We start from the raw sequence: 20,324 nt of genomic DNA on the forward strand, positions 1-20,324 counted from the left end.
AAAGGAGGCGTGTATTCTAAATATACATAACGACCTTTAGCATTGAAGGCGACTCAAACCAGTCGCTCTAAGAAATTGAGTTATGCAAGAGGTCTATTGAAAAATTTTTCATTTACCAGAGTAGTACAATTATTTTTTATGATAAGGGTGCTTATTGATTATGGTATATGCTCTGTATAGCTGCTCACAAAGCAATAAAGGCACAAGCTTATGAGCAAAAGTCATTTGACCAAGTGAAAGTACGAAATTCGCTTTACTAATCACTTTACTTGAATGGCCGAAAGCACCTCCTATGCAAAAAGAGATGCGTTGATTTCTTAATGCAAATGTGGATGAGATATAAGATGCAAATTCCTCACTATTCATTAGACCTCCTGCATAACCTGTTCCAAACTGTGATTTGATTGTCACTAAAACATAAAAACACTCACGTGGATCATTGTTTGGTGACGTTTTGCAAAAATCTACTCTATAAGAATTTCTACCTCAGAATGAGGTTATGCAAGATGTCTATTGTCGCACACCTCTCATCTAGAGCTATCAAATAACTATCTGGATTAACTTTGAGCAATAAAGCATCTCCCTCATGTAGTTTCTGCTGCGAGCTTGAGCTAGCTTTGATTTTCAAATCAATTTGTACACGACTAATTTTCCAACGTATCCTCTTTATATACTCATCTTCTAAACCAATTATTGCTGTAGAATTATTCTTGCCAATCGTATAAATGATTATCTCTTGCACCGGTATACCTTTTAGGTAAATGAAAAATTTGTATTTGATTATGTATTGCACTGCCAGCAGTGCAATACATAAATTTAGACTTCAAAAAGGAGCCAGAAATAATGTGGATATGCATTTTAAAGACACCAATTTTGAAAAGTATTACTTAGTATATACGTAAATAATATGTTCACAGCTTGAGAATTTTTGCTAACCTTTTATAGTTGATGTAAGAATGTTTTGCTAGATTTTTATAATCTCCGAATATACACAGCTATTTTTCTGCGTAATACATCACGAGTGTTTTTACGTTACTCTCCATCAGTAATGCCAATGCAAAAAATAGCTGAAGTTTATATGCTATTCACTTCAAATGAGTTTATGAAACAAGTCTTACCAATTAGTATCGTGTAATAAAAAATGTCTGCGAATAAAGAACAGAAATATACCAACCCTGATATAAGTTCATTAATCCCAGTTGTGTCGCACTATGATAGCGTGACACTTATGACAAGAACTGGTGATTTAATAAAAACGATTAGTGTCAGTGGTTTTGAAAATAATGATGAATTATTTGGTAGGAATGAGTTAAGCGAAGTATTTCGAAATTCATTGAAAATGCATATTAAAAGCGCAGAATACGCTGTGTATATTCATATAATGAATAATACACGCAATATAATTCTTGAATCATCATTCAAATCAGAATCTGTATCTCAAATAGAGCAAACCTGGAATAAGATAAATAAATGGAGCTCTCAGGATATTAGTATGATGTATATTACGATAGTCTCAAGAGGAATGCATGAATCTGCTTTCAACCCTAAAACAGCAATAAGAAGTTTATCGTTTAGATCACTTAAAGCAGCATACTACAATAATCTCGCGAGGCGAAACGAAGAGCTCAGTGGTGTTGTTTCAGGTTTGATAAAAGATATTGGAAGGTTTGGCGCAAAATTGCTCAATATGCGAAAAACTGAGAAAGGCTATGTTTCGGAACCTCTTTCATTTATTAATAAGCTTCTGCATCTTAAAGAAAATGATATATTTCCAAGTACTTATAATCTTGCATCACAAATATCAGACTTAAATATAGACTATTTTTTCAGCTCTCTTCAATTCACAGACTATGACTCCAAAGCTAATGAAAAGAGCGATATATGGGCCGCAGTATATACAATAAAAGTACCATGTAAGCTTGATCATGAGGAATGTATTAAACTACTAGACTTTGAAGGTAAGTATATCATATCAGAAGTCGCAGTTTTTGCTCCTGCACATATTGCACTTAAGAACGCAAAATACCAGAAAAAAGTTACTGATATCAGTAAGGATGAAGACATAGCAACACTAACTGGTGTCGCAGAATTAATGAATAACAATACACTTGCACCAACAGATTTCTGTGAGCGTCAGATAACTATTACGATATATGAATATGAACAAGAGCTATTTTTTACAAGAACCAAGGAGATCACACGCCTTGCACAGGAAATTGGCCTAATCATGGTAAGAGAGGATTTTAATTGTCCTAAATGTTTTTTCTCTCAAATACCGGGAAATTTTCGATACATAACTAGGAAACAATACACTTCCGGCAAAAATATAGGTTTCTTCTCATCGATTGCAGAGAAGAAAAATGGCAGTTACCACGGCAGCAAATGGGGAGATCCAATATCAATATTCAAAACAGTTTATAATACTGCTTATTATTTCAATTTTCATGATGTATTAAATGATCCAAACAATGGCAATACAATAGTCTTTGGAGAAAAAGATTCTATAAAGAATAAGCTTATTAGATTTTTAATTGCTCAAGCTATGAGGATTAACCCAAAGATTATAAATATTTCTATCAATTCAGATGATAAAAAATTTTTAGAGAGTATCGGAGCTAAAACATTCAATATAGGATCTTTAGATAGTGATAATAAGCAGCTAATATTTGACTTATTAGATTTGCAAAATTTCGAAAATGATATTGAACTTTTCTCAAAAGTTTTAGCTAATATGATACTTGGGCATAATGAAAAGCTTCACAACAAGTATGATAACAAAATTATTGAAGTTGCTGAAAAAATGCAGCAGCTTCAAACTACACAAGATAAGATAAACCTTTTATTAGAACTAGCAGTTGGTGATCATGAAAATGACCTACTAGAAGCTGTGAAAACATTTCTAGAAAAATTCAATAAGTTATGCACAGCTCAATGTGATATCTCTACTATAATATCAAATCAAATTTGTAACATAGATTTTGGAGAACATACAGAGAGTTCAGACAGCCTGCATATTATCTCTAATGCTATAGCTATATTACTAATGCGTATTATAAAACTCCTTGATGGCAACCCAACCATAATAGTATTTAACGAATTTGATATGCTATATAACAATAAAATTATGGAAAAATACCTTAAACCTTTGCTGAAATTTATTGCTGAAAAAAATGCCATCGTTTTACTAGGATCAAAATATAATGAAAAGTTATACGCTGCACCCTTTTTTAAAAGCAGTTTAGATTGCTTCGCAAGCCTGCTATTCACAGGACATAGAGCAGCCGATAATCCAGCTAGAAAATCATTTAAGCTGACGCATGATGAGCTTTATTCGATAAAGAGTAGTGGAAACAAAAAGAATTTGGTACTCTTGAAACAACAGACTGATACCTTAAGCGTTAGGTTTGAATTTAACAACATTTCATCATTGTTAGAAAGCGGCAACTCATTATGAATGTGACATCTAATTTGTTATTTTATATATCAGAAGTAGCGTATTTTGCTAAACATATAGCAGTTAACAGATTTAGTGGTGTTCTCTTTTATTTTCTACTTTCGTTTTTTGTTTCTCAAATAACGTTTGCGCATGATCTCCTTTGCAAAAATTGGTTGAATGGAAAAGAAGACCCGAGTAATGATAAGCAATCTTTGGATAGTCAAGGTGTGAAAGGGGTTTGTAGAGATTTCTTTCCAACATTTGGTGAGAGGGAAAAATTAGAAAGAAGCAATACAGATCCATTTGAAGCAAGATATGTTGTTACGAGGCAATATTGTTGGGCTAGATTTATTTTTGATAGTGAGCTAAGATGCGGCGCTCCAAGAATGGTGGGGTTTTTTCAGTTCTCCTGGGACCCACCTGCTTATACTCTCTGGGGAGACACAAAGACAGGCTCTGTCGGAATAGAAAGTACGAAGGATTGCTCTTCAGATAAGAATGATATTAACATATACGGTATCTTTAATAAAGCAAGAGTGTGTAGCTTTGGCACTGGAGCTGAGTACGCACACGGTGGAAAAAATAATACAAATAGAACTAAGGTATGCGCATACTATGTTTCTTCTTTTGGTGGAATAATAGGTCGTGGATCTTTTGAAAACGGTCTAATTGGTTGTGTTGATGCTCCATTAATGCCAGGTCCTCCAACATTTAACAGTGTATTATCACCATCTTCTGAACCATATGTTGATACATCAATCAGCATCAAGGAATTAATAGCGCTTGGAAGCTCTTTTGAGCAACCAGTTATAAGAATGATGACAACTAGGAATAGTACGCAAATAGGAGAAAAAACATCTGACAACATATTAATTAAGTATAAGTTTGATGGTGATACCTCAGATGGTGGAACGCCTTCCATTCCTCAATGCGCTTCATTTCCTGACTTATCAACCCTTAAATACTGTGCAAAGGTAGCTCCAGATCAACCTGGCAAAGTATGTGCATGCGCTGAGCCTGACTGCAAAGATAATGTGTTTTTAGGGTGTGTCCTGAGGCCTACTCCTGCGCAATCAAATGTTGCAATTGTTCCAGAGTATATAGCAGATAGCGACGATTTAGAGAATCTATATCCAGCCATTAACTTGATATTCGCAAGAGCTCACGGCAGCATCCCTATTATGAGAGATCAAGATAACAGTGAAGTGTATCAAGGAAAGGATGGCAATTTTTATAAGCTTGATTCAAATGGCACACAAACACAAAATCAAGCAAACCCTTACCCAAATCCAAAACAACCATTTAAATATGATAGATTACCGCTATCTAAAGAAGATTCTCCAATCATAATAAGAGAATATTATAAAAAACAGTTTGAACAGCAAAATCCAGATGGCTCAACTGTCATAAATGGGCTGCTTTCTCGTGATGAAAAAGGATTATATGGGATGCAGTTCAACGTAATAATTCCGAAATTTGATAGTGAAGGTGAAGTAGAAAAAATTAAAGTTTTAACCGCTCAAGCTAGAAGTCAGGAAGGAGGAGATAAGTGCACTGTGTGTACTACTGAATCCCCTGACTCTGATTATCCAGAGTATATTGTTCCATCTGGTATACGCGACGTTAGTCTTTGCTGCTCACCTTCTATTCCTCCAAAAGATCAATTGAACAAGTGCATTGTACCCAACTATTCCACTCAAACATGTATTGATAAATCAGGGACGCTGCCAGAAAGAGATCAAGATGCCGAGAGAGCGGTATGTCCTGGTATATACGGTGGTGTAGAAGGTGATACTGTTGATAAGATTTGCCTTGTAAATCAGTCAGACAACTGGGATGAAGCAATGCCAAAGCCGCTCTGCGTTCTAATACCACAGAAATGCGACGCAATTAATTCTCCGACTGAAAGCAGTGGTTATACCACTTGGGCAGAAGCAAAAAAGGGAGAAGTGCAAACTGGAGCGTGTGATGCTGAATACGGCGTAGTTGAGCAAATGGAGATCGCTTTTAAAATTAAAGATGGAACACTTTCTTCAACCGAAGCAATAAAGGCACAAGAGGAATTTGTCAAATTTCGTGATGCATATGAAAGCGCTAAAGGAAAAGCTAAGTTAGAAAATCGCAATGTACAGCCTGGCGAACTTCCGCAAACACAGTACTTAACTATAACGCAAAATACCCTGAAGCCTCAGCGCACTTGCAAAGGCTCTATATTTAGTCAAGTTACTAACCCTTGTGTTTATACAAATGGCTGTCCTTCTATTACTAAAGCAGCTCCTATTACCGGAAATACAACATGGGCAGATAGCTCTTCTGCTTACAAACAAAACAAAGGAAAATATACACAAGATCCAAGTTCTGGAATCGGAACAAATCAAACCTCTGTTACAAGCACCTGCAAAGAGCCATATCCTGAGAAGTCAAGTACATCAGACCCAACTAGAATATGCACTACACGCTATCAAGGCGATGCAGGAAGTGGAACATTGATTAACCAGTTTTGGAGAAAAGCTGATAATATATGCAAAAAGAAAACACCAGATTCTCAAGATTAATGCGCTTCGCTCATATCAAAATCCACGCGAAAACAATATATAGTACGCGCGCCAAAAGTTTCAGAAGCTGTATGAAATGGCGCCCCGAGGGTCAAAATAGCGCTTTAAATGCTTTAAATCCGCAAGGAAATGTTATCAATTACTACCGGCTAAAGCGCGGTAGTAATTGATATATTATTACTCATGCGCCTAAGCAAACACTGCTTTCACAAAATCCGTAAGTTTTTTGCGTTTGTTATAACATTTTCTTACGAATTTAAAGCGCTATTTTGACCCTCGTGGCAGCATTTCATGCTTGTTCCGAGACTTTTGGCGCGTACCAATTAATGTTGCAGACACTATACATCATTAAATACAGACTTTAGGATTCTACCTCCAAATTCTAGCCCTACCATATCTATTCCATGTCCAAGAGCTCTACAAGTAAGAGTGTGCAGCCTAGCGCCAGATTTGACTAGCAAAATAGCACTTCTTTGCATAGATTCAATTGGTACGACATCATCATCCTTTCCATGTATAAGTACTATATCTTGAATAGAGTTTGCCACAGTAAATGAATCTATATTGGAATTTTCACCTTGTATTAAAAGTCCAGAATAACAAAGCAATACCCTAGGACTTTCCTTCATATTTAACCCTGTGTGCAGAGCCATCATCCCACCTTGTGAAAATCCTAAAATAACAGTTTGCTTTGCAGAAAGACTAAACCTTTTCATTTGCTCTAAAATAAATGGTTCAAGTATTTTCATAGCTGTATTTGCGCCATTTAACATTGCTTCCTGAGATCTATTAACTAGACTAAACCATTGGTATGCATCATATTCTGGTGCATTTTCAAAACGTTGACATGCATTAGGAGATATAAAATGAGCATTAGGTAGATATTTACTAATCTCAGGCGCTATATTTATCAAATCATCTTTATTTGACCCATAGCCGTGCAATAATATTACCAGTTGTTTAGGATTTCCTGGGCCACTTGCACTAAATTCTCTAAATTCTAACATTTCTGGCGACCTAAAACTTTTCTATTTTCATTTGTAAATTTTTGAAATGCTCAGAATTTCTATATATCAGTAGAACTTATAATTTGCAAAGGTTCAGTTCGAACTGGTAGTTCCTTAGTGATTATTTTATGTAGTTATATGTGATATGGTTAACACCCTCGCCTTTAGGCGAACACTTTAGTATTAGTTATCTAGGAAATGTGCTAAGGGAGGACGAATGGAATATAGGAGATGATCCCACAGCCTATATGACCTAAAGTATCATATAGTATTTTGTACTAAGTATAGGTATAGAGTTTTAACTGTCCTGATCACGTACATATATTAGCATTGGTTCCGCCTAGTATATCAATATCTAAAGCTGTGCAATATAGCATAAGTGACTAAGGTGCTGACAATTTAATTGTATTAAAAACAGCATCATAAAGAGTATCAAATAAATCTATAGTTTTTCTAATTTCATTTTTTATCTTAAACCAGTAATGCTCTATAGGATTTAAATCAGGAGAGTAAGTTGGTAAAAATAATATGTAACAACCCACAGATTCAATTAACTCTTTCACTTTAGGATTCTTATGGAAGTTAATGTTATCCATAACAACAGTTTGTCCAGGTTTTAATTCTTTAATTAACATCTCCCTAATATAAGCTTCAAAGACCTCTTTATTGCAATTACCCTCAAATATTACGGGAGCAATAAGATTACAATTACAAAGACCAGCTATCATACTTATTCTAGTTTTATGTTGATACACCTTTTCCCCATAGCACCTTTCTCCTAAAATACTACAACCATATCCTTTACAAGCATTATCTTCTATTCCAGATTCATCAAGATATACTATTTTATCTCTTGTGATGGTTTTTATCTTTTCAATAAATTCATGTCTTAACGGAATATCTCTTTTCGGATGAAGATGAGTTTTTTTTATAGCTATAACCAAGTTTTTTTATCGCCTGTAAGATCGTTGTAGGTGATATATTACACCACTTCTTTGCTAGTTCTTTTGATGTCATAGCAATATTTAATTCAAAAAATTCTTTAAAATCTTCTAGATTTTTGATCTTATGACTGTGACCTTTTTGATAACCACTTGCTGCTTTCAAAGAACCGTGCTTATCTTGCAGAATTTTCCACTTATAGATAGTATCACGACTCACTCTAAATAGTTTACTCACTTTAGTGATTCTTGCACCATTTTCTAATGCTTCTATTACTCTTACCCTAAGTTCTATTGGATATGCTCTTGCCATAATTTTATGCTTTTTATTTCATACTCACTTTTTATATCTTAATTCCTAACTTTTGTCAGTATCTTAGTCACTTATGCTATATATGACACTTAAGCAGTAGACCTCTTTCGAAACTCTACTTCCTTGTGAGAACTGGTGCGTTGATTTCGTGGCTTCAGATCCTCAAATGTATATCAAATACACTCCGGTCCTTCCTTGCGCCTAAATCTCCTGCCATTTCTCTGCCAGAAGCTAGTTTCGAAAGAGGTCTAGTGACTTATAAAATATCAACTCTGCAAAAATCGTTGAATTTTAGTTGAATTTTATATTTCGAAAATTTCGAATATAGGTATTAGTCGCCTGCGTCATAACTCTAAGGAACATAGAAGTTATCTTGGCCTGCAAGCAATTACGAAATTACGATGCACCGAAAGTCCAACAGAAAAAATGGCAAAATTGCCAAAAAACTTACGGATTTTGTGAACGTAGTATTTGCTAGGTATAGGAGAATTAATATATCCGCAAATTAGCGCATGGCAGCTCTAAAGGCTAATTTTTGTACATTTAACTTCTATGCAAATCAATTTTTGGCAGGTAGACAAGCTAAACTGTTCTGTGATTTGTGGAATTTGGTATAAGATACATATGGAGTGGAAAAAAACCTGTGCTAGATACTATTTACACAATGACTTAGTTAACAAGACCACCATCAGGTGATTCTGCAAAATCGCTAAAATCACTGGTGTTCCCGGCAGGAATTGAACCTGCGACCTTCGGATTAGGAATCCAACGCTCTATCCTGCTGAGCTACGGGAACTCTTTTTCTGGTAAGAGTACTTTTACTACTTCCATGTCATTGTAGTCAATAGTTGGTTTGATTATCATATCACCATTTTTACTTACCACAGAACCAACATAAAGCCCATAAGGTATTAAACTACCTTCACCAGAAGTAAATACTATGTCATTTTCCATGATATTATTGTTTGATTGCTCAACATAAAGCATTTTCATTGTACCATTTTCTGCATTGCCTATGGCAATACATGAAATTTTACTATGAAAAAGCCTAACAGGAATCTTAGAACTACCATTAGTAAACAGCAAAACTCTAGCAGATCTTTTGGAAACACTTATTACTCTACCTATAGCACCAAATCCACTTAACACTGGGTAACCATCTTTGATACCATCTTCAGTACCAGCATTTATCATAATAGTTGTTCCAAGTTCGTCTAAGACTGCACTCACAACTCTAGCTGAAATATATCTGTAATTTATATATCCCGTATAATTTAATAAATCTTTTAATTGCTGATTTTCAAGTTCCAACTTTGCTATAGTATTTAGCATTTCAGAAGCTTTAGTATTTGCTAGCTTAAGATCCTTATTTTCTGCCAATACTTCGTCGTATAATCTCAAATCATCTAACTTCGATTTAGCCCAATGAAACGGAGACGATACAGCGCTATAAAAACCACTAACTGTATCTTCAGAGATAAAAGATAGATCTTTAAAACTATAAGAATTGAAAAATAATGAAAGTAGACTGCAAATAATTATAGCAACAACTGCACGAAATCGTGTTATGAATACACAAAAATCACTAACGTTATGAAAGACTGTTTCTGCTCTACTACTACGTTGCTTATTCCTCATAACTTATAATACCATAACTTATAAATCCATTTTTATTCACAAATAAGTGGAGAAAACTGCACTGCTTTAACATATAGAGTGCATTAATTAAAAATCAATGCCAATAAAAAACCACTTAGAAATTGGCACCTTACAACAATGCCCCATTAGTTTTTCCTAGCTCTTTTTGAAACATAACTTCGTACATATAATAAATATAACTCCTAATTTATCAGAGATACACGATCGATACTTGAACAATAATTCTATAGAATTCAAGCAAACCTACGCCTAGCAGCTTTAAGTTTCTCAAATGCGTCACCTGCATGATATGAAGAACGTGTTAGTGGACTAGCAGACACCATATGAAACCCTTTTGCTCTAGCCATCTTTTCGTAATATAAGAATTCTTCCGGCAGCACATAACGCGCTACTTCAGCATGCTTAGGTGTTGGCTGCAGATATTGCCCTATAGTCAAGAAATCCACATCTGCAGCTCTTAAATCATCCATAACCTGTAGAACTTCCGTATCATCCTCTCCAAGACCAACCATCAAACCAGATTTGGTAAAAACATCTTTATCTATTGCCTTTGCTTTATATAGTATATTCAGCGAATGAAAATATCTAGCACCTGGTCTAATTTTCGTATATAAAGACGGAACTGTTTCTATATTATGATTAAAAACATCAGGCTTTGCCTTGATCACAATCTCAAGTGCCCCCTCCTTGCGCAAGAAATCAGGCGTCAAAACTTCAACTGTTGTTTCCGCACTACGTTTTTTGATTTGTGATATACACTCCGCAAAATGCGTAGCGCCACCATCTTCCAAATCATCTCTATCAACAGAAGTTATTACAACATGCTTCAAACCAAGCTCAGCTACTGCAAACGCAACTCTCTCAGGTTCATGCGGATCTAATTTATCAGGTAAACCAGTTGCAACGTTACAAAATCTACAAGCTCTAGTACAGACGCTCCCTAATATCATGAATGTAGCATGTTTTTTCTCCCAACATTCCCCTATGTTAGGACATGCAGCTTCCTGACAAACTGTATTTAGATTATTTTTCTTAACCAGGTCTCTAGTCGCTAAGTACTCAGAGCTCACAGGCGCCTTAACTTTGATCCAATCTGGTTTTCTTAACTTTGCGCACATATCAGCTGCATTATATTAGTTTGAATGTCATTATAAAGCTATATAGCCCAGATTTATTCCAAAAACTAGTAATAATCGCAAGTGTCAAATTACAATAGACTTCTTCTTAAAACGCTTGTTCCAGTTTAGGCAAGTGCAAAGAGCATACGAAAGCGAGTGGAACACAGTATACAAGAAATACATGAGCATCCTGAAAACAAAAGATGTGACAAAGCAATTAGCCATTGGAGCAAACGTTTGAAGCAGAACTCTAATCCTGATTTTCAATGTTATACCAAATCCCACAAATAACAGCATATAACCGCTGTGTATTTTGTTAGAAAATTTAAGATTAGATTTAAGTGATCTGTATTAGAAGTAAAGCTGAGAAAAGCACGCTTAAATTTTCTACAAATACGAAGCTAAAGTGTTCTGTTATTTAGGGTATTTGGTATTAGACTTCAAAAAGAGCCAGGAAAAATTCAGGCGCAAGGAGTGTATAATGAAATACATAAGTAGTATTCTTGATAACAGCCAATTTTGAAGCATGACAAGCAGCAAAGTGCCATAAGAGACACAAAGCACTATCAATTACTACCGGCTAAAGCGCGGTAGTTTGTGTAACGCTTGCAAAGCAGATTAAAAGCGTAAACGCTAAAACTCTGATATTCTAAAATCATCTTTTTTGTGATGTTCCTCATGCTGTTCTATATATTTTTGCACTTCTTCTGAATTCACATTGCCAACTTCCTGTAGCAACTTACGACTACTTATACCTTTAATATATTGCACAGCTTTAGATATTGATATACTAGGCGGAACCAATGCTAATATATGTACGTGATCAGGACTCATACTGCCACTAATTATATTTATGTAATTAGCAGCACATATTTCTCGGATTACTTCCCTAGTTCTAATCGCAACTTGCCCAGTTAAAACTCTATACCTATACTTAGTACAAAATACTATATGATACTTTAGGTCATATAGGCTGTGGGATCATCTCCTATATTCCATTCGTCCTCCCTTAGCACATTTCCTAGATAACTAATACTAAAGTGTTCGCCTAAAGGCGAGGGTCTTAACCATATCACATATAACTACATAAATTACTTGCATTACAATAGACTTCTTCTTCACACTCGATTGCGAGGCAAGTGCAAGGAGCATAAGAAAGCGCAGTGTACAAGAAGCATATGAGCATACTATGTATGCTCAGGATGCAACAAAGCAATTGTCAAGCTGTAACAAACGTTTGAAGAAGAAATCCAATAAAAATTCTACATGCCAGACCTAGCATCTGCATTTGGAAGCATAGGTAATAAGCTATATGATATGTATTAGTCGACATTTTATCTTACATTTAGTAAATTAAATTAGTTATTAAATGGAGATAAGCAATGAACTTAAATCAAAAAATCATCAAACCGAAACTAGATTTACTTGAATTGGCAAAAAGCCTTGGTAGTATATAATCTGCATGTAAGGCAATGTGTTATAGTAGAGATAGCTATTACAGATTTAAAGAACTATATGAAACGGGAGGAGAAGAAGCGCTATACGAGATAAGTCGCAAGAAGCCAATAATCGCTAATAGAGTAGATCCTGCAGTAGAAAAAGCAGTAGTTGATATGGCGATAGAGTACCCAGCATATGGACAACTTAGAGTATCAAATGAGCTGAAGAAGAGTGGTATACTTGTTTCTCCTGGAGGAGTAAGATCGATTTGGTTACGTAATGATTTGAATAATATCAATAAAAGATTGAAAGCCTTAGAAGCTAAGATGGCCCAAGATGGTATTATATTGACCGAAGCACAGCTGCAAGTACTAGAGAAACGCCGTAATGAAAAAGAAGCACATGGAGAAATTGAGACACAACATCCAGGTTATTTAGGTTGCCAAGACACATATTATGTAGGCAATTTCAAAGGGATAGGAAAGGTTTATGCTCAGGTATTTATTGATAGCTACAGTAGATTTGCTGATGCTAAACTGTATACTGACAAAACTGCGATTACTGCTGCTGATATGCTAAATGATCGAGTGTTACCATGGTATGAGAGTCAAGGGATACCGATGCTTCGTATTCTTACAGATCGTGGAGGAGAATATAAGGGAAATATAGAACATCATGCTTTTGAGTTATTTCTCAGTATAGAAGGTATAGAGCATACAACAACTAAAGCATATTCATCTCAAACTAATGGTATGTGTGAACGTTTTAATAAAACTATAAAACAAGAATTCTTTGATACAGCTATGCGTAAAAAGATTTATACATCATTGGATGACTTGCAATTAGATCTTGATATTTGGTTAGAATATTTCAACAATGAAAGACCTCATTCTGGTAAATATTGTTATGGAAAAACACCTATGCAAACTTTTTTGGATAGTAAAAAGTTAGCTGTGGAAAAGAATAATGAAATCTTGTATCTCAGTTACATATCTGACAGTCAAAACTTAACTGACAAGCAGATATAAAATTTATGAGAGTTTTCACATAAAGATAGATAAGAGCTGTTCTTGATATTGTTTGAATATTTGTGTAATAGTAAGAGCGCGCCAAAGCTTGATGGATCCGTATACCATTGACTCTTTTTTAGAAACGATTTTAGTGCGCCGTGTCATTCGGCATAAATGATGTCGCGTGTTGCTATTATCTCTCTCGATACATACTGTGCCAGACTTTCCAATTGTATGACGCTCTTTGGGTAAAATTTTAGAAAAAGCATCCCAATCATCCGTATAAAAATGACATTCTTTCAGATGACTCACTTTTTGTAGAGCTTTTGGAATGTTGCAGTATCACGATTGCCTGTAACCCAGGCAACTGTTCTCCTTGTACTACGATCAACTGCCTTAATGATCCAAAGCTTGTTTTTTTTGAACCAATAAAATGCCACATCTCGTCGAATTCCATCTCCATAATATCCGAAGAGACAACTGGCTCCCGAGTCTTGCCCATCGCCTCTACTACCCAGCGATAAATTATGGACGGCGAATGCCATAATATCTTGCCTAACATAGAAAAAGAGCCATTACCAAGACTATATAGCATAACGCATAATGCTTTCTTAACAGTTGTTTGAGGCTTCTTGCCCAGATCGCCCTTAACAAAATTTAGAAGGCATGATCTGCACTTATGACGCTGTACACCCCCTCACAATGCCATTTTTTACAAAGATATCAGAGCAACATCCCTTACAACAAACCATAAAACCACTCTTTAGTTTTTAAAAAAGTGATCGTATCATACTTCTATCTAATTGTGAAAACTCTCAAATTTATAACTGTCTGTAAGATCAAATCTTGACTTCTACAACTTATCAAGCAGGAATGATAGATATAAAAGATCTATCTCTTTCACCTCTATGAAACTTAACATATCCAGGAACAACAGCAAAAATAGTGTGGTCACGTCCCATACCAACATTTTGCCCAGGATGAAACTTTGTTCCGCGCTGACGCACTATAATGCTGCCAGGAGTCACAAGCTCTCCACCAAATTTTTTTACGCCTAACCTGCGTCCGGCTGAGTCTCTACCATTTCTTGAACTACCACCGGCTTTCTTGGTTGCCATACTATTACCTCAATATATTTAACTATCTATACAATGATTTCCTTTACCCTAAGCACAGTAATCTGCTGACGGTGGCCGCGTTTTCTACGATAATTGTGTCTACGCTTCTTCTTGAAGACTATCACCTTATCAGTCTTATCATGCGCTATAACCTCAGCCATCACTTTAGCTCCATCTAAATAAGGCTGACCAATTTTAGTACCGACTGCCATAACCTCACCTAGCTGCACCACTTCTCCTGGCTCGCTGTACATTTTTTCAACTTTCACTACACTGCCTGACTTAACGCGATACTGTTTTCCACCACTCTCTACTACAGCAAACATAAAATTAATCTCTAAAAATCATTTAACAAACGCCCCAAAATGGTTCGCAAGAAAAATCTAGAACACAAACTGGCCTATAAAAAGCGCATTTCAAAACAAAAAACCATGGAATCAAAATAAATTAAGCAACTGCTGCCCAACATTTGAAATAAGACAGCCACCATAAAACCCCACCGTCGCGCCAAGATTAGGATAATATACAACTTGTGCATTTGTGTCAAATACTAGTTCTCTTCTGATAATCAGCTCATATTAACAAAAGTTAGCTAATATTTTGCTGCATCCAGAAAATACCCTTTGAGTAAGAAAAACAAATTTGTTATCATGCTTATGCTTTTTAAGTATTACCTTGTATTTACATATTGTAATTTGCGCTTAGTATACAGCATGTATATTTTGTGAGTACTTGAAAACTCTATACATAACTGGATATCAAACAAAAATTCACGTGCATCACCTTCTTTGCGCTTCTTATGTGAAAAACGTTGCTCTGCTATCTTAGCATGGATGTATCACAGCTTAAGAACGTTTTTGCCTTTTTGGTGCGCTATTTTACTAGCGTTAATTATGGCTTTGCACTGGAAAAAACCAAAAATTAGGATAATTAAAAATATGAGCGAATATAGCCCAAATTTTACTATGAGACAGCTTTTAGAAGCTGGAGTTCACTATGGTCATAAGAAAAACTTTTGGAATCCCAAAATGGCGCAGTACATATATGGGGTAAGAAGTGGTATACATATAATAGATCTAGAACAAACATATAAATTGCTTGCAAAGGCACTTGAAAATTTACAAAATGTTGCCGTACAGAATGGAAGAATTCTATTTGTTGGAACAAAAAAACAGGGTAGTGACGCAGTAGCAGAACATGCAAAAAGATGTGGTCAATATTACGTAAATTACCGCTGGCTTCCAGGCATGCTTACAAATCGTGCAACAATTCAGAATTCCATCAATAAACTCAAAGAGTATGAAGGAATGCTGAATGATCCAAGTTCTCTATTATTAAAGAAAGAAAAACTGGAGTTATCAAGAAAACATCAAAAGCTTGAGCTTGCACTTGGTGGTATACGTAATTTAGGCGGATTACCAAATTTAATTTTTGCACTTGATACCAGGGAGAATGATATCGCAATACAAGAAGCAAAAAAGCTGAAGATTCCAGTCGTTGCCATAGTAGATACTAATGCGCAATTTGATGGTGTTGATTATATAATCCCTGGAAATGATGATGCAAGAAAATCCATAGAGCTTTATTGTAAACTTGCCGCTGATGCGATATTGCAGGGCGTACAGATCAGTCTTGCAAAATCCGGTGTTGATATAGGTGCTATGAGTGAAACTGAGTTTGTTGCGCCACAAGCTAATGCAAAACCTATAAAAAATACTGATGCAAACTCAGAGCAAGATAGTATACCCGAAGATAAATAAGCTATAGCGCATAAACCTAGTTTTTGCTGCGTAGTTTCTTTTTAAAGTGTATGCTGCACAAAGCTAGAGCGCATAGGTTATTTCATTCTCTGCTATAGACCTGTGTTAAGCTAGTAATAATAAAATAATTTATGAGAGTATGAAGTGGTGATAAGTGCTGAAAGTGTAAAAGCGCTACGTGAAAAAACTGGCGCCGGAATGATGGATTGTAAATCTGCCTTGACTCAGTGTGATGGTGATGTAAATGCTGCTATAGATTTTCTACGTGCAAAAGGACTTGCAAATGCTGAGAAAAAAGCAGATAGAGTTGCTGCTCAAGGACTTGTATCAATTTCTGTGCACAAAGGTGGGAATATGGCTTCTATAATCGAGCTAAATTCAGAAACAGATTTTGTAGCAAAAAATGATAAATTCCAAAGTTTAGCTGCCAATCTATCAAATATTGTTCTTGAATCTGGCGAACAAGACATTACAAAGTTTTGTGATATGCAATACGACAGCAATGTAAAAGTGAAAGATGCAATAGTTGAAGGAATCGCCGTCATAGGTGAAAATATCAATTTACGCAGAATAGATGTACTTAAGGTAGATGGAGTTGTTGCAAGCTATGTTCACAGCGCATTTGCAAATGGTATGGGAAAAATAGGCGTGGTAATTGCTATAGAATCAACAGGTCAGCATACAAAAATTGCTAAGCTTGGAAAAGAACTTGCAATGCAAGTTGCCGCATATAGGCCAATTGCTATTGCTATAGATGGCGTAAACAAGTCGCTTATAGAACGTGAGACATCTGTACTTAAGGAAAGACTTATAAATATCACACATGAATCTGGTGGCGCAAAAAAAATAGATGAAGCAAAATTTCTTCAAGGTGGACTTGCGAAGTTTTACTCTGAAGCTGTACTCATAGAACAAATTTTCCTGCTTGATAGTAAGAAAAAAGTCTCAACAGTAATTAATGAGCTTGAGAAAGAAATTGGAGCAACAATCAAGATAACAAAAGTTATCCGTTATCAAGTCGGTGAGGAAGATACCTCATGCAGCACAATAGTTGCTTAATGTGATATCTAGATTAAAAGTGCGTGCCTCGTATTTCACTCTATGTGCATTTATGTCATGTTGTTGTGTTTATTTAAATTGTAGCGCGCATTTATAATATAGCAAAGGAAGTTGATGGTATGATAGACTTGATATATGATTTTCAATTTTAAAGTAAAAATTGGCCTTTTAATTCATAATTTTCAAGCTCTTCAGTACACTAAAAATTTCACTTTAAATATATGGCACTGCCCGCAAACTGCTTGTGTTTGAACTTCTGAGCATGATTTTTATGGCACAAATTAATTGTTTGTATCGAATACTTTTACAGATTCCATATTCGCAAGAAAATTAACGAAGTAATCTGGAAAATTAGATAAAAAATGCTTACACAATAACTTAGCTAATGGTGCTATATACATAATACACACCAACTTTGCATTTACCTTGCGGGATGCCATATCAATGCTTGCGCTTTACAACTTCATACGTCTAAAGATTATACATAGAGTAGAGACTTCTGGAATTTAGCACTAAACATATAGATAATAAGAGAAAGCTTAGCTTCATATTTTGCATCATCAGCGCAACTAGAATGAAACAGTACACAATACTCAATTTCATTTGGTTATTAATTAAGAGATCGGCACATTACTATGTCGATTTTAGTGAATAAATATCTATCTATTTTTGAGACTGCAGAATCTTCTTTCACTTATAAGGTAAGAATGTCATTTATGTCTTTAACATCTAATCACCGTAATAAAAAACAAACTCTAAAAACGTCAAAAGGACGTACTAATTCCTCTGCAAATTGGCTGAGAAGAAATATAAATGACCCTTATATAGCACTTGCAAAAAAATCTGGTTATCGCTCTCGCGCAGCATTTAAATTAATTGAGATCGACGAGAAATTCAAACTCCTATCTTCTGCTCAAAATATTTTAGATTTAGGCTCGGCTCCTGGAAGTTGGTTGCAAGTTCTATCTTCCTCCGCAAAAAAAGACTCTAGAATAATTGGAGTGGATTTAAAAGCAGTTGAAGATATCAGTGGCATAGATTGCATTATCGGAGACTTCACAGACCAAACTGTTATAGAAGAAATCCTGCTGCGCTTTGGTGAAGCTGGTATAGATCTAATAGTCAGCGATATGGCAGCAAACGCATCAGGAGATTCAGGTATCGATGCGATAAGAAACCTCAAACTGTTAGAAATCGCTGCAAAATTTGCAATCTTAAACTTGAAAATAGGCGGTCACTTTGTAGCAAAAACTTTACTTACAGGTGGTAGAGAAAAGTCCGTAAACGATATGCTTAAATCCAATTTTGAAAAATTAAAAATCTTTAAGCCTAAATCTAGCTATAGCGATTCTAAGGAACAATATGTTATAGCATTAAAAAAGCATAATTTGATTAATTACTAATACTTATGAACAACTCTAAAAAATTGATACTTGCCTCTTCCTCTGAAGAGCGTATGCGCATGCTCACAGCATCTGGATATAAAGTCGACTCAATAGTTCCTGCTAATATAGATGAATCTGAGCTAAAAGGAGAGATGCCGAAAGCTTTGGCATTCAGGTTAGCTTTTGAAAAGGTCCAGAAAGTCTCTCAAGAATTTCCTAATGATGTTGTAATAGGAGCAGATACAGTAGTCTCAGTTGGCAGAACATCTCTGCCAAAAGCACTGCTTGAGTCCGACGCAAAACTCTGCTTAGACAAACTATCTGGAAGAAGACATGTAGTTTACACAGGTATCTGTCTTGCACATAACAGTATATTTAGAAAAAAAGTTGCAATGTCAATTGTAAAATTTAAGCACTTAACAGAGGAAGAAAAAAGTCTTTATGTAGAATCTAAAGAGTGGTATGGAAAAGCTGGTGGATATGCGATACGCGGAAAAGCCTCATCGTTTATTCAATATATAAGAGGACTTGATTCTACAATCATGGGCCTTCCAATGAGTATTGTATACAATCTACTACAAAGCTTTGGAATTAAACCATCCAATTAATTTTAGCGCTAACTACAACTAACCAGAGTTGGCTGTTCTATAGATAAATTTTTCTATTTAGTCGCCTGCTTCATAGTCCATCCGCCAAAAGTATGTATTTTAGCTTTTGAAACCCTTGGTACAACTTTATATTGTGTGTTTTGTTGCTCAGCTGATGCTATCTGTGTTAATTTGTTGTGATTTTTTACGGCAGAATGAGAAAAATGTCTACAAAGTCTGCAAAATACTGCGTTCTAAGCATATGTCCTATATTGCCACTTTGTAGCATTTGATTTTTATATGTTGAACTTTATGTGATTAGCCAGATAGGGTGCACTCTATCGCCTTCAGATTCATGCCTATGGCTGATATAAGTGGATTTTTAGCGTAACTTTCAATCGCTTTAAATACTTCCATACCTTTGAAGAATGTACTCCATCCACCAAAAATTGACTTGCTACGCAAATAAATCTTTGTGGAGAAGTTAAATGTGCAAAAATTAGCATAGGACTCTGCACTGCACTAATTTTTGGATATATTATTACTCATGCGCCTAAGCAAACACTGCCTTCACAACATCCGTAAGGTTTTTGCGTTTATTATAACATTTTCTTACGGATTTAAAGCACTATTTTTGCGCTCCAAGCACTATTTTATGCGCACTTTCGAGACTTTTTGACGCGCGTACAATATAACATTATCTTTTATTAATTGATAGGAGATATACTATAGAACGTAAAAATGCATAGTTAAACAGAATTGAGCTCAGTATTAAAGGCCGCATATATGAGCATATGTTAAAATTTTACTACAGCTTAGCCACCAATCTTTCAAAATTTACCGAAAATCTCTTTATTAGATTCAAATCTAGCGGCATAAAGCAGAAAATTCTCCCGATCTTTGGCAAATATCGCCATATCATATATATATCCGCAT

The 20,324-nt window shown here is 35.4% G+C and carries 17 protein-coding genes, 1 tRNA gene and 2 pseudogenes; 8 read left to right on the forward strand and 12 right to left on the reverse strand.

The features are described 5' to 3' along the window. Positions 1–129 precede the first annotated feature (129 nt). A complete protein-coding gene (locus AACK98_RS04515; RefSeq protein ID WP_339040310.1) occupies positions 130–411 on the reverse strand; it encodes a 23S rRNA (pseudouridine(1915)-N(3))-methyltransferase RlmH in 282 nt (93 codons plus the stop codon). A 70-nt stretch (positions 412–481) separates the two neighbouring features. Then, positions 482–793, reverse strand: a complete 312-nt coding sequence (locus AACK98_RS04520) for a 23S rRNA (pseudouridine(1915)-N(3))-methyltransferase RlmH (RefSeq protein WP_339040312.1) — start codon at positions 791–793, stop codon at positions 482–484. 348 nt (positions 794–1,141) lie between these two features. On the opposite strand from AACK98_RS04520, the gene AACK98_RS04525 reads away from it, so the two are divergent. After that, a complete protein-coding gene (locus tag AACK98_RS04525) occupies positions 1,142–3,454 on the forward strand; it encodes a hypothetical protein (protein WP_339040314.1) in 2,313 nt (770 codons plus the stop codon). 155 nt (positions 3,455–3,609) lie between these two features. Next, a complete protein-coding gene (locus tag AACK98_RS04530) occupies positions 3,610–5,991 on the forward strand; it encodes a hypothetical protein (RefSeq protein ID WP_339040316.1) in 2,382 nt (793 codons plus the stop codon). Between the two features lie 338 nt (positions 5,992–6,329). On the opposite strand, the gene AACK98_RS04535 is transcribed toward AACK98_RS04530, so the two are convergent. Further along, positions 6,330–6,998: a hydrolase gene (locus AACK98_RS04535; RefSeq protein ID WP_339040318.1), complete on the reverse strand. Its 669-nt coding sequence runs from the start codon at positions 6,996–6,998 to the stop codon at positions 6,330–6,332. 247 nt (positions 6,999–7,245) lie between these two features. Between AACK98_RS04535 and AACK98_RS08215 the strand changes: the two are divergent. Continuing rightward, positions 7,246–7,326, forward strand: a pseudogene (locus tag AACK98_RS08215) (hypothetical protein); the annotation flags it as partial. Positions 7,327–7,381: 55 nt separating this feature from the next. Here the strand turns inward: AACK98_RS08215 and AACK98_RS04545 are convergent. From AACK98_RS04545 to tnpA, 5 genes and pseudogenes are all read right to left on the reverse strand, one after another. Further along, positions 7,382–8,252, reverse strand: a protein-coding gene (locus AACK98_RS04545) for an IS630 family transposase (protein ID WP_339040258.1) whose coding sequence is annotated in 2 segments (ribosomal slippage) — positions 7,382–7,927 and positions 7,929–8,252 — 870 coding nt in all. Because the reading frame shifts where the segments join, the coding sequence is not laid out codon by codon here. Between the two features lie 719 nt (positions 8,253–8,971). Beyond that, a tRNA-Arg gene (locus tag AACK98_RS04550) sits at positions 8,972–9,048 on the reverse strand. Next, positions 9,039–9,890 (reverse strand): rod shape-determining protein MreC, encoded by an 852-nt coding sequence (mreC, locus tag AACK98_RS04555; RefSeq protein WP_339040320.1) that lies wholly within the window; start codon positions 9,888–9,890, stop codon positions 9,039–9,041. The genes AACK98_RS04550 and mreC overlap by 10 nt, the downstream gene beginning before the upstream one ends. A 254-nt stretch (positions 9,891–10,144) precedes the next feature. Next, positions 10,145–11,029 (reverse strand): lipoyl synthase, encoded by an 885-nt coding sequence (gene lipA / locus AACK98_RS04560; protein WP_339040322.1) that lies wholly within the window; start codon positions 11,027–11,029, stop codon positions 10,145–10,147. Between the two features lie 633 nt (positions 11,030–11,662). Then, a pseudogene (gene tnpA, locus AACK98_RS04565) lies at positions 11,663–11,998 on the reverse strand (IS200/IS605 family transposase); the annotation flags it as partial. Between the two features lie 503 nt (positions 11,999–12,501). On the opposite strand from tnpA, the gene AACK98_RS04570 reads away from it, so the two are divergent. Then, on the forward strand, positions 12,502–13,497 hold the full coding sequence (locus AACK98_RS04570) for an IS481 family transposase (RefSeq protein WP_339040324.1): 996 nt from the start codon (positions 12,502–12,504) through the stop codon (positions 13,495–13,497). A 15-nt stretch (positions 13,498–13,512) separates the two neighbouring features. Here the strand turns inward: AACK98_RS04570 and AACK98_RS04575 are convergent, their stop codons facing one another. The 4 genes from AACK98_RS04575 to rplU all read right to left on the reverse strand — a co-directional run bounded on the left by AACK98_RS04575 (position 13,513) and on the right by rplU (position 14,923). Further along, positions 13,513–13,791, reverse strand: coding sequence for an IS1 family transposase (locus AACK98_RS04575; RefSeq protein WP_339040326.1), 279 nt, complete (start codon positions 13,789–13,791; stop codon positions 13,513–13,515). Then, positions 13,754–14,074 carry a hypothetical protein gene (locus AACK98_RS04580; protein ID WP_339040328.1) on the reverse strand — a complete coding sequence of 107 codons (321 nt, stop codon included), beginning with the start codon at positions 14,072–14,074 and terminating at the stop codon, positions 13,754–13,756. The genes AACK98_RS04575 and AACK98_RS04580 overlap by 38 nt, the downstream gene beginning before the upstream one ends. A 268-nt stretch (positions 14,075–14,342) precedes the next feature. Next, a complete protein-coding gene (gene rpmA / locus AACK98_RS04585) occupies positions 14,343–14,597 on the reverse strand; it encodes a 50S ribosomal protein L27 (protein WP_339040330.1) in 255 nt (84 codons plus the stop codon). A gap of 26 nt (positions 14,598–14,623) precedes the next feature. After that, positions 14,624–14,923: a 50S ribosomal protein L21 gene (gene rplU / locus AACK98_RS04590; RefSeq protein ID WP_339040332.1), complete on the reverse strand. Its 300-nt coding sequence runs from the start codon at positions 14,921–14,923 to the stop codon at positions 14,624–14,626. Positions 14,924–15,535: 612 nt separating this feature from the next. Here rplU and rpsB point away from each other — a divergent pair. The 4 genes from rpsB (at position 15,536) to AACK98_RS04610 (ending at position 19,409) form a co-directional block, all read left to right on the forward strand. Further along, the gene (gene rpsB, locus AACK98_RS04595; protein WP_410520019.1) at positions 15,536–16,357 is read left to right on the forward strand and encodes a 30S ribosomal protein S2; all 822 of its coding nucleotides are present in this window, start codon (positions 15,536–15,538) and stop codon (positions 16,355–16,357) included. Positions 16,358–16,501: 144 nt separating this feature from the next. Further along, positions 16,502–17,416 carry a translation elongation factor Ts gene (gene tsf / locus AACK98_RS04600; protein ID WP_339040336.1) on the forward strand — a complete coding sequence of 305 codons (915 nt, stop codon included), beginning with the start codon at positions 16,502–16,504 and terminating at the stop codon, positions 17,414–17,416. 635 nt (positions 17,417–18,051) lie between these two features. Continuing rightward, the gene (locus AACK98_RS04605) at positions 18,052–18,819 is read left to right on the forward strand and encodes an RlmE family RNA methyltransferase (RefSeq protein WP_339040337.1); all 768 of its coding nucleotides are present in this window, start codon (positions 18,052–18,054) and stop codon (positions 18,817–18,819) included. 5 nt (positions 18,820–18,824) lie between these two features. Continuing rightward, entirely contained in the window at positions 18,825–19,409 is a 585-nt protein-coding gene (locus AACK98_RS04610; protein WP_339040339.1) for a Maf family protein, read from the forward strand. Positions 19,410–20,324: the final 915 nt, after the last annotated feature.

This window comes from Candidatus Lariskella endosymbiont of Hedychridium roseum (assembly GCF_964020185.1).
Classification (GTDB): Bacteria; Pseudomonadota; Alphaproteobacteria; order Rickettsiales; family Midichloriaceae; genus Lariskella.

Bases quoted from the DNA above. Each gene is read 5' to 3' on its own strand.
- AACK98_RS04580 (WP_339040328.1), bottom strand. From the start codon at position 14,074: ATGCTATATAGTCTTGGTAATGGCTCTTTTTCTATGTTAGGCAAGATA.
- AACK98_RS04535 (WP_339040318.1), bottom strand. From the start codon at position 6,998: ATGTTAGAATTTAGAGAATTTAGTGCAAGTGGCCCAGGAAATCCTAAA.
- rplU (WP_339040332.1), bottom strand. From the start codon at position 14,923: ATGTTTGCTGTAGTAGAGAGTGGTGGAAAACAGTATCGCGTTAAGTCA.
- AACK98_RS04610 (WP_339040339.1), top strand. From the start codon at position 18,825: ATGAACAACTCTAAAAAATTGATACTTGCCTCTTCCTCTGAAGAGCGT.
- AACK98_RS04525 (WP_339040314.1), top strand. From the start codon at position 1,142: ATGTCTGCGAATAAAGAACAGAAATATACCAACCCTGATATAAGTTCA.
- rpmA (WP_339040330.1), bottom strand. From the start codon at position 14,597: ATGGCAACCAAGAAAGCCGGTGGTAGTTCAAGAAATGGTAGAGACTCA.
- rpsB (WP_410520019.1), top strand. From the start codon at position 15,536: ATGAGCGAATATAGCCCAAATTTTACTATGAGACAGCTTTTAGAAGCT.
- AACK98_RS04605 (WP_339040337.1), top strand. From the start codon at position 18,052: ATGTCGATTTTAGTGAATAAATATCTATCTATTTTTGAGACTGCAGAA.
- AACK98_RS04570 (WP_339040324.1), top strand. From the start codon at position 12,502: ATGTGTTATAGTAGAGATAGCTATTACAGATTTAAAGAACTATATGAA.
- lipA (WP_339040322.1), bottom strand. From the start codon at position 11,029: ATGTGCGCAAAGTTAAGAAAACCAGATTGGATCAAAGTTAAGGCGCCT.
- mreC (WP_339040320.1), bottom strand. From the start codon at position 9,890: ATGAGGAATAAGCAACGTAGTAGTAGAGCAGAAACAGTCTTTCATAAC.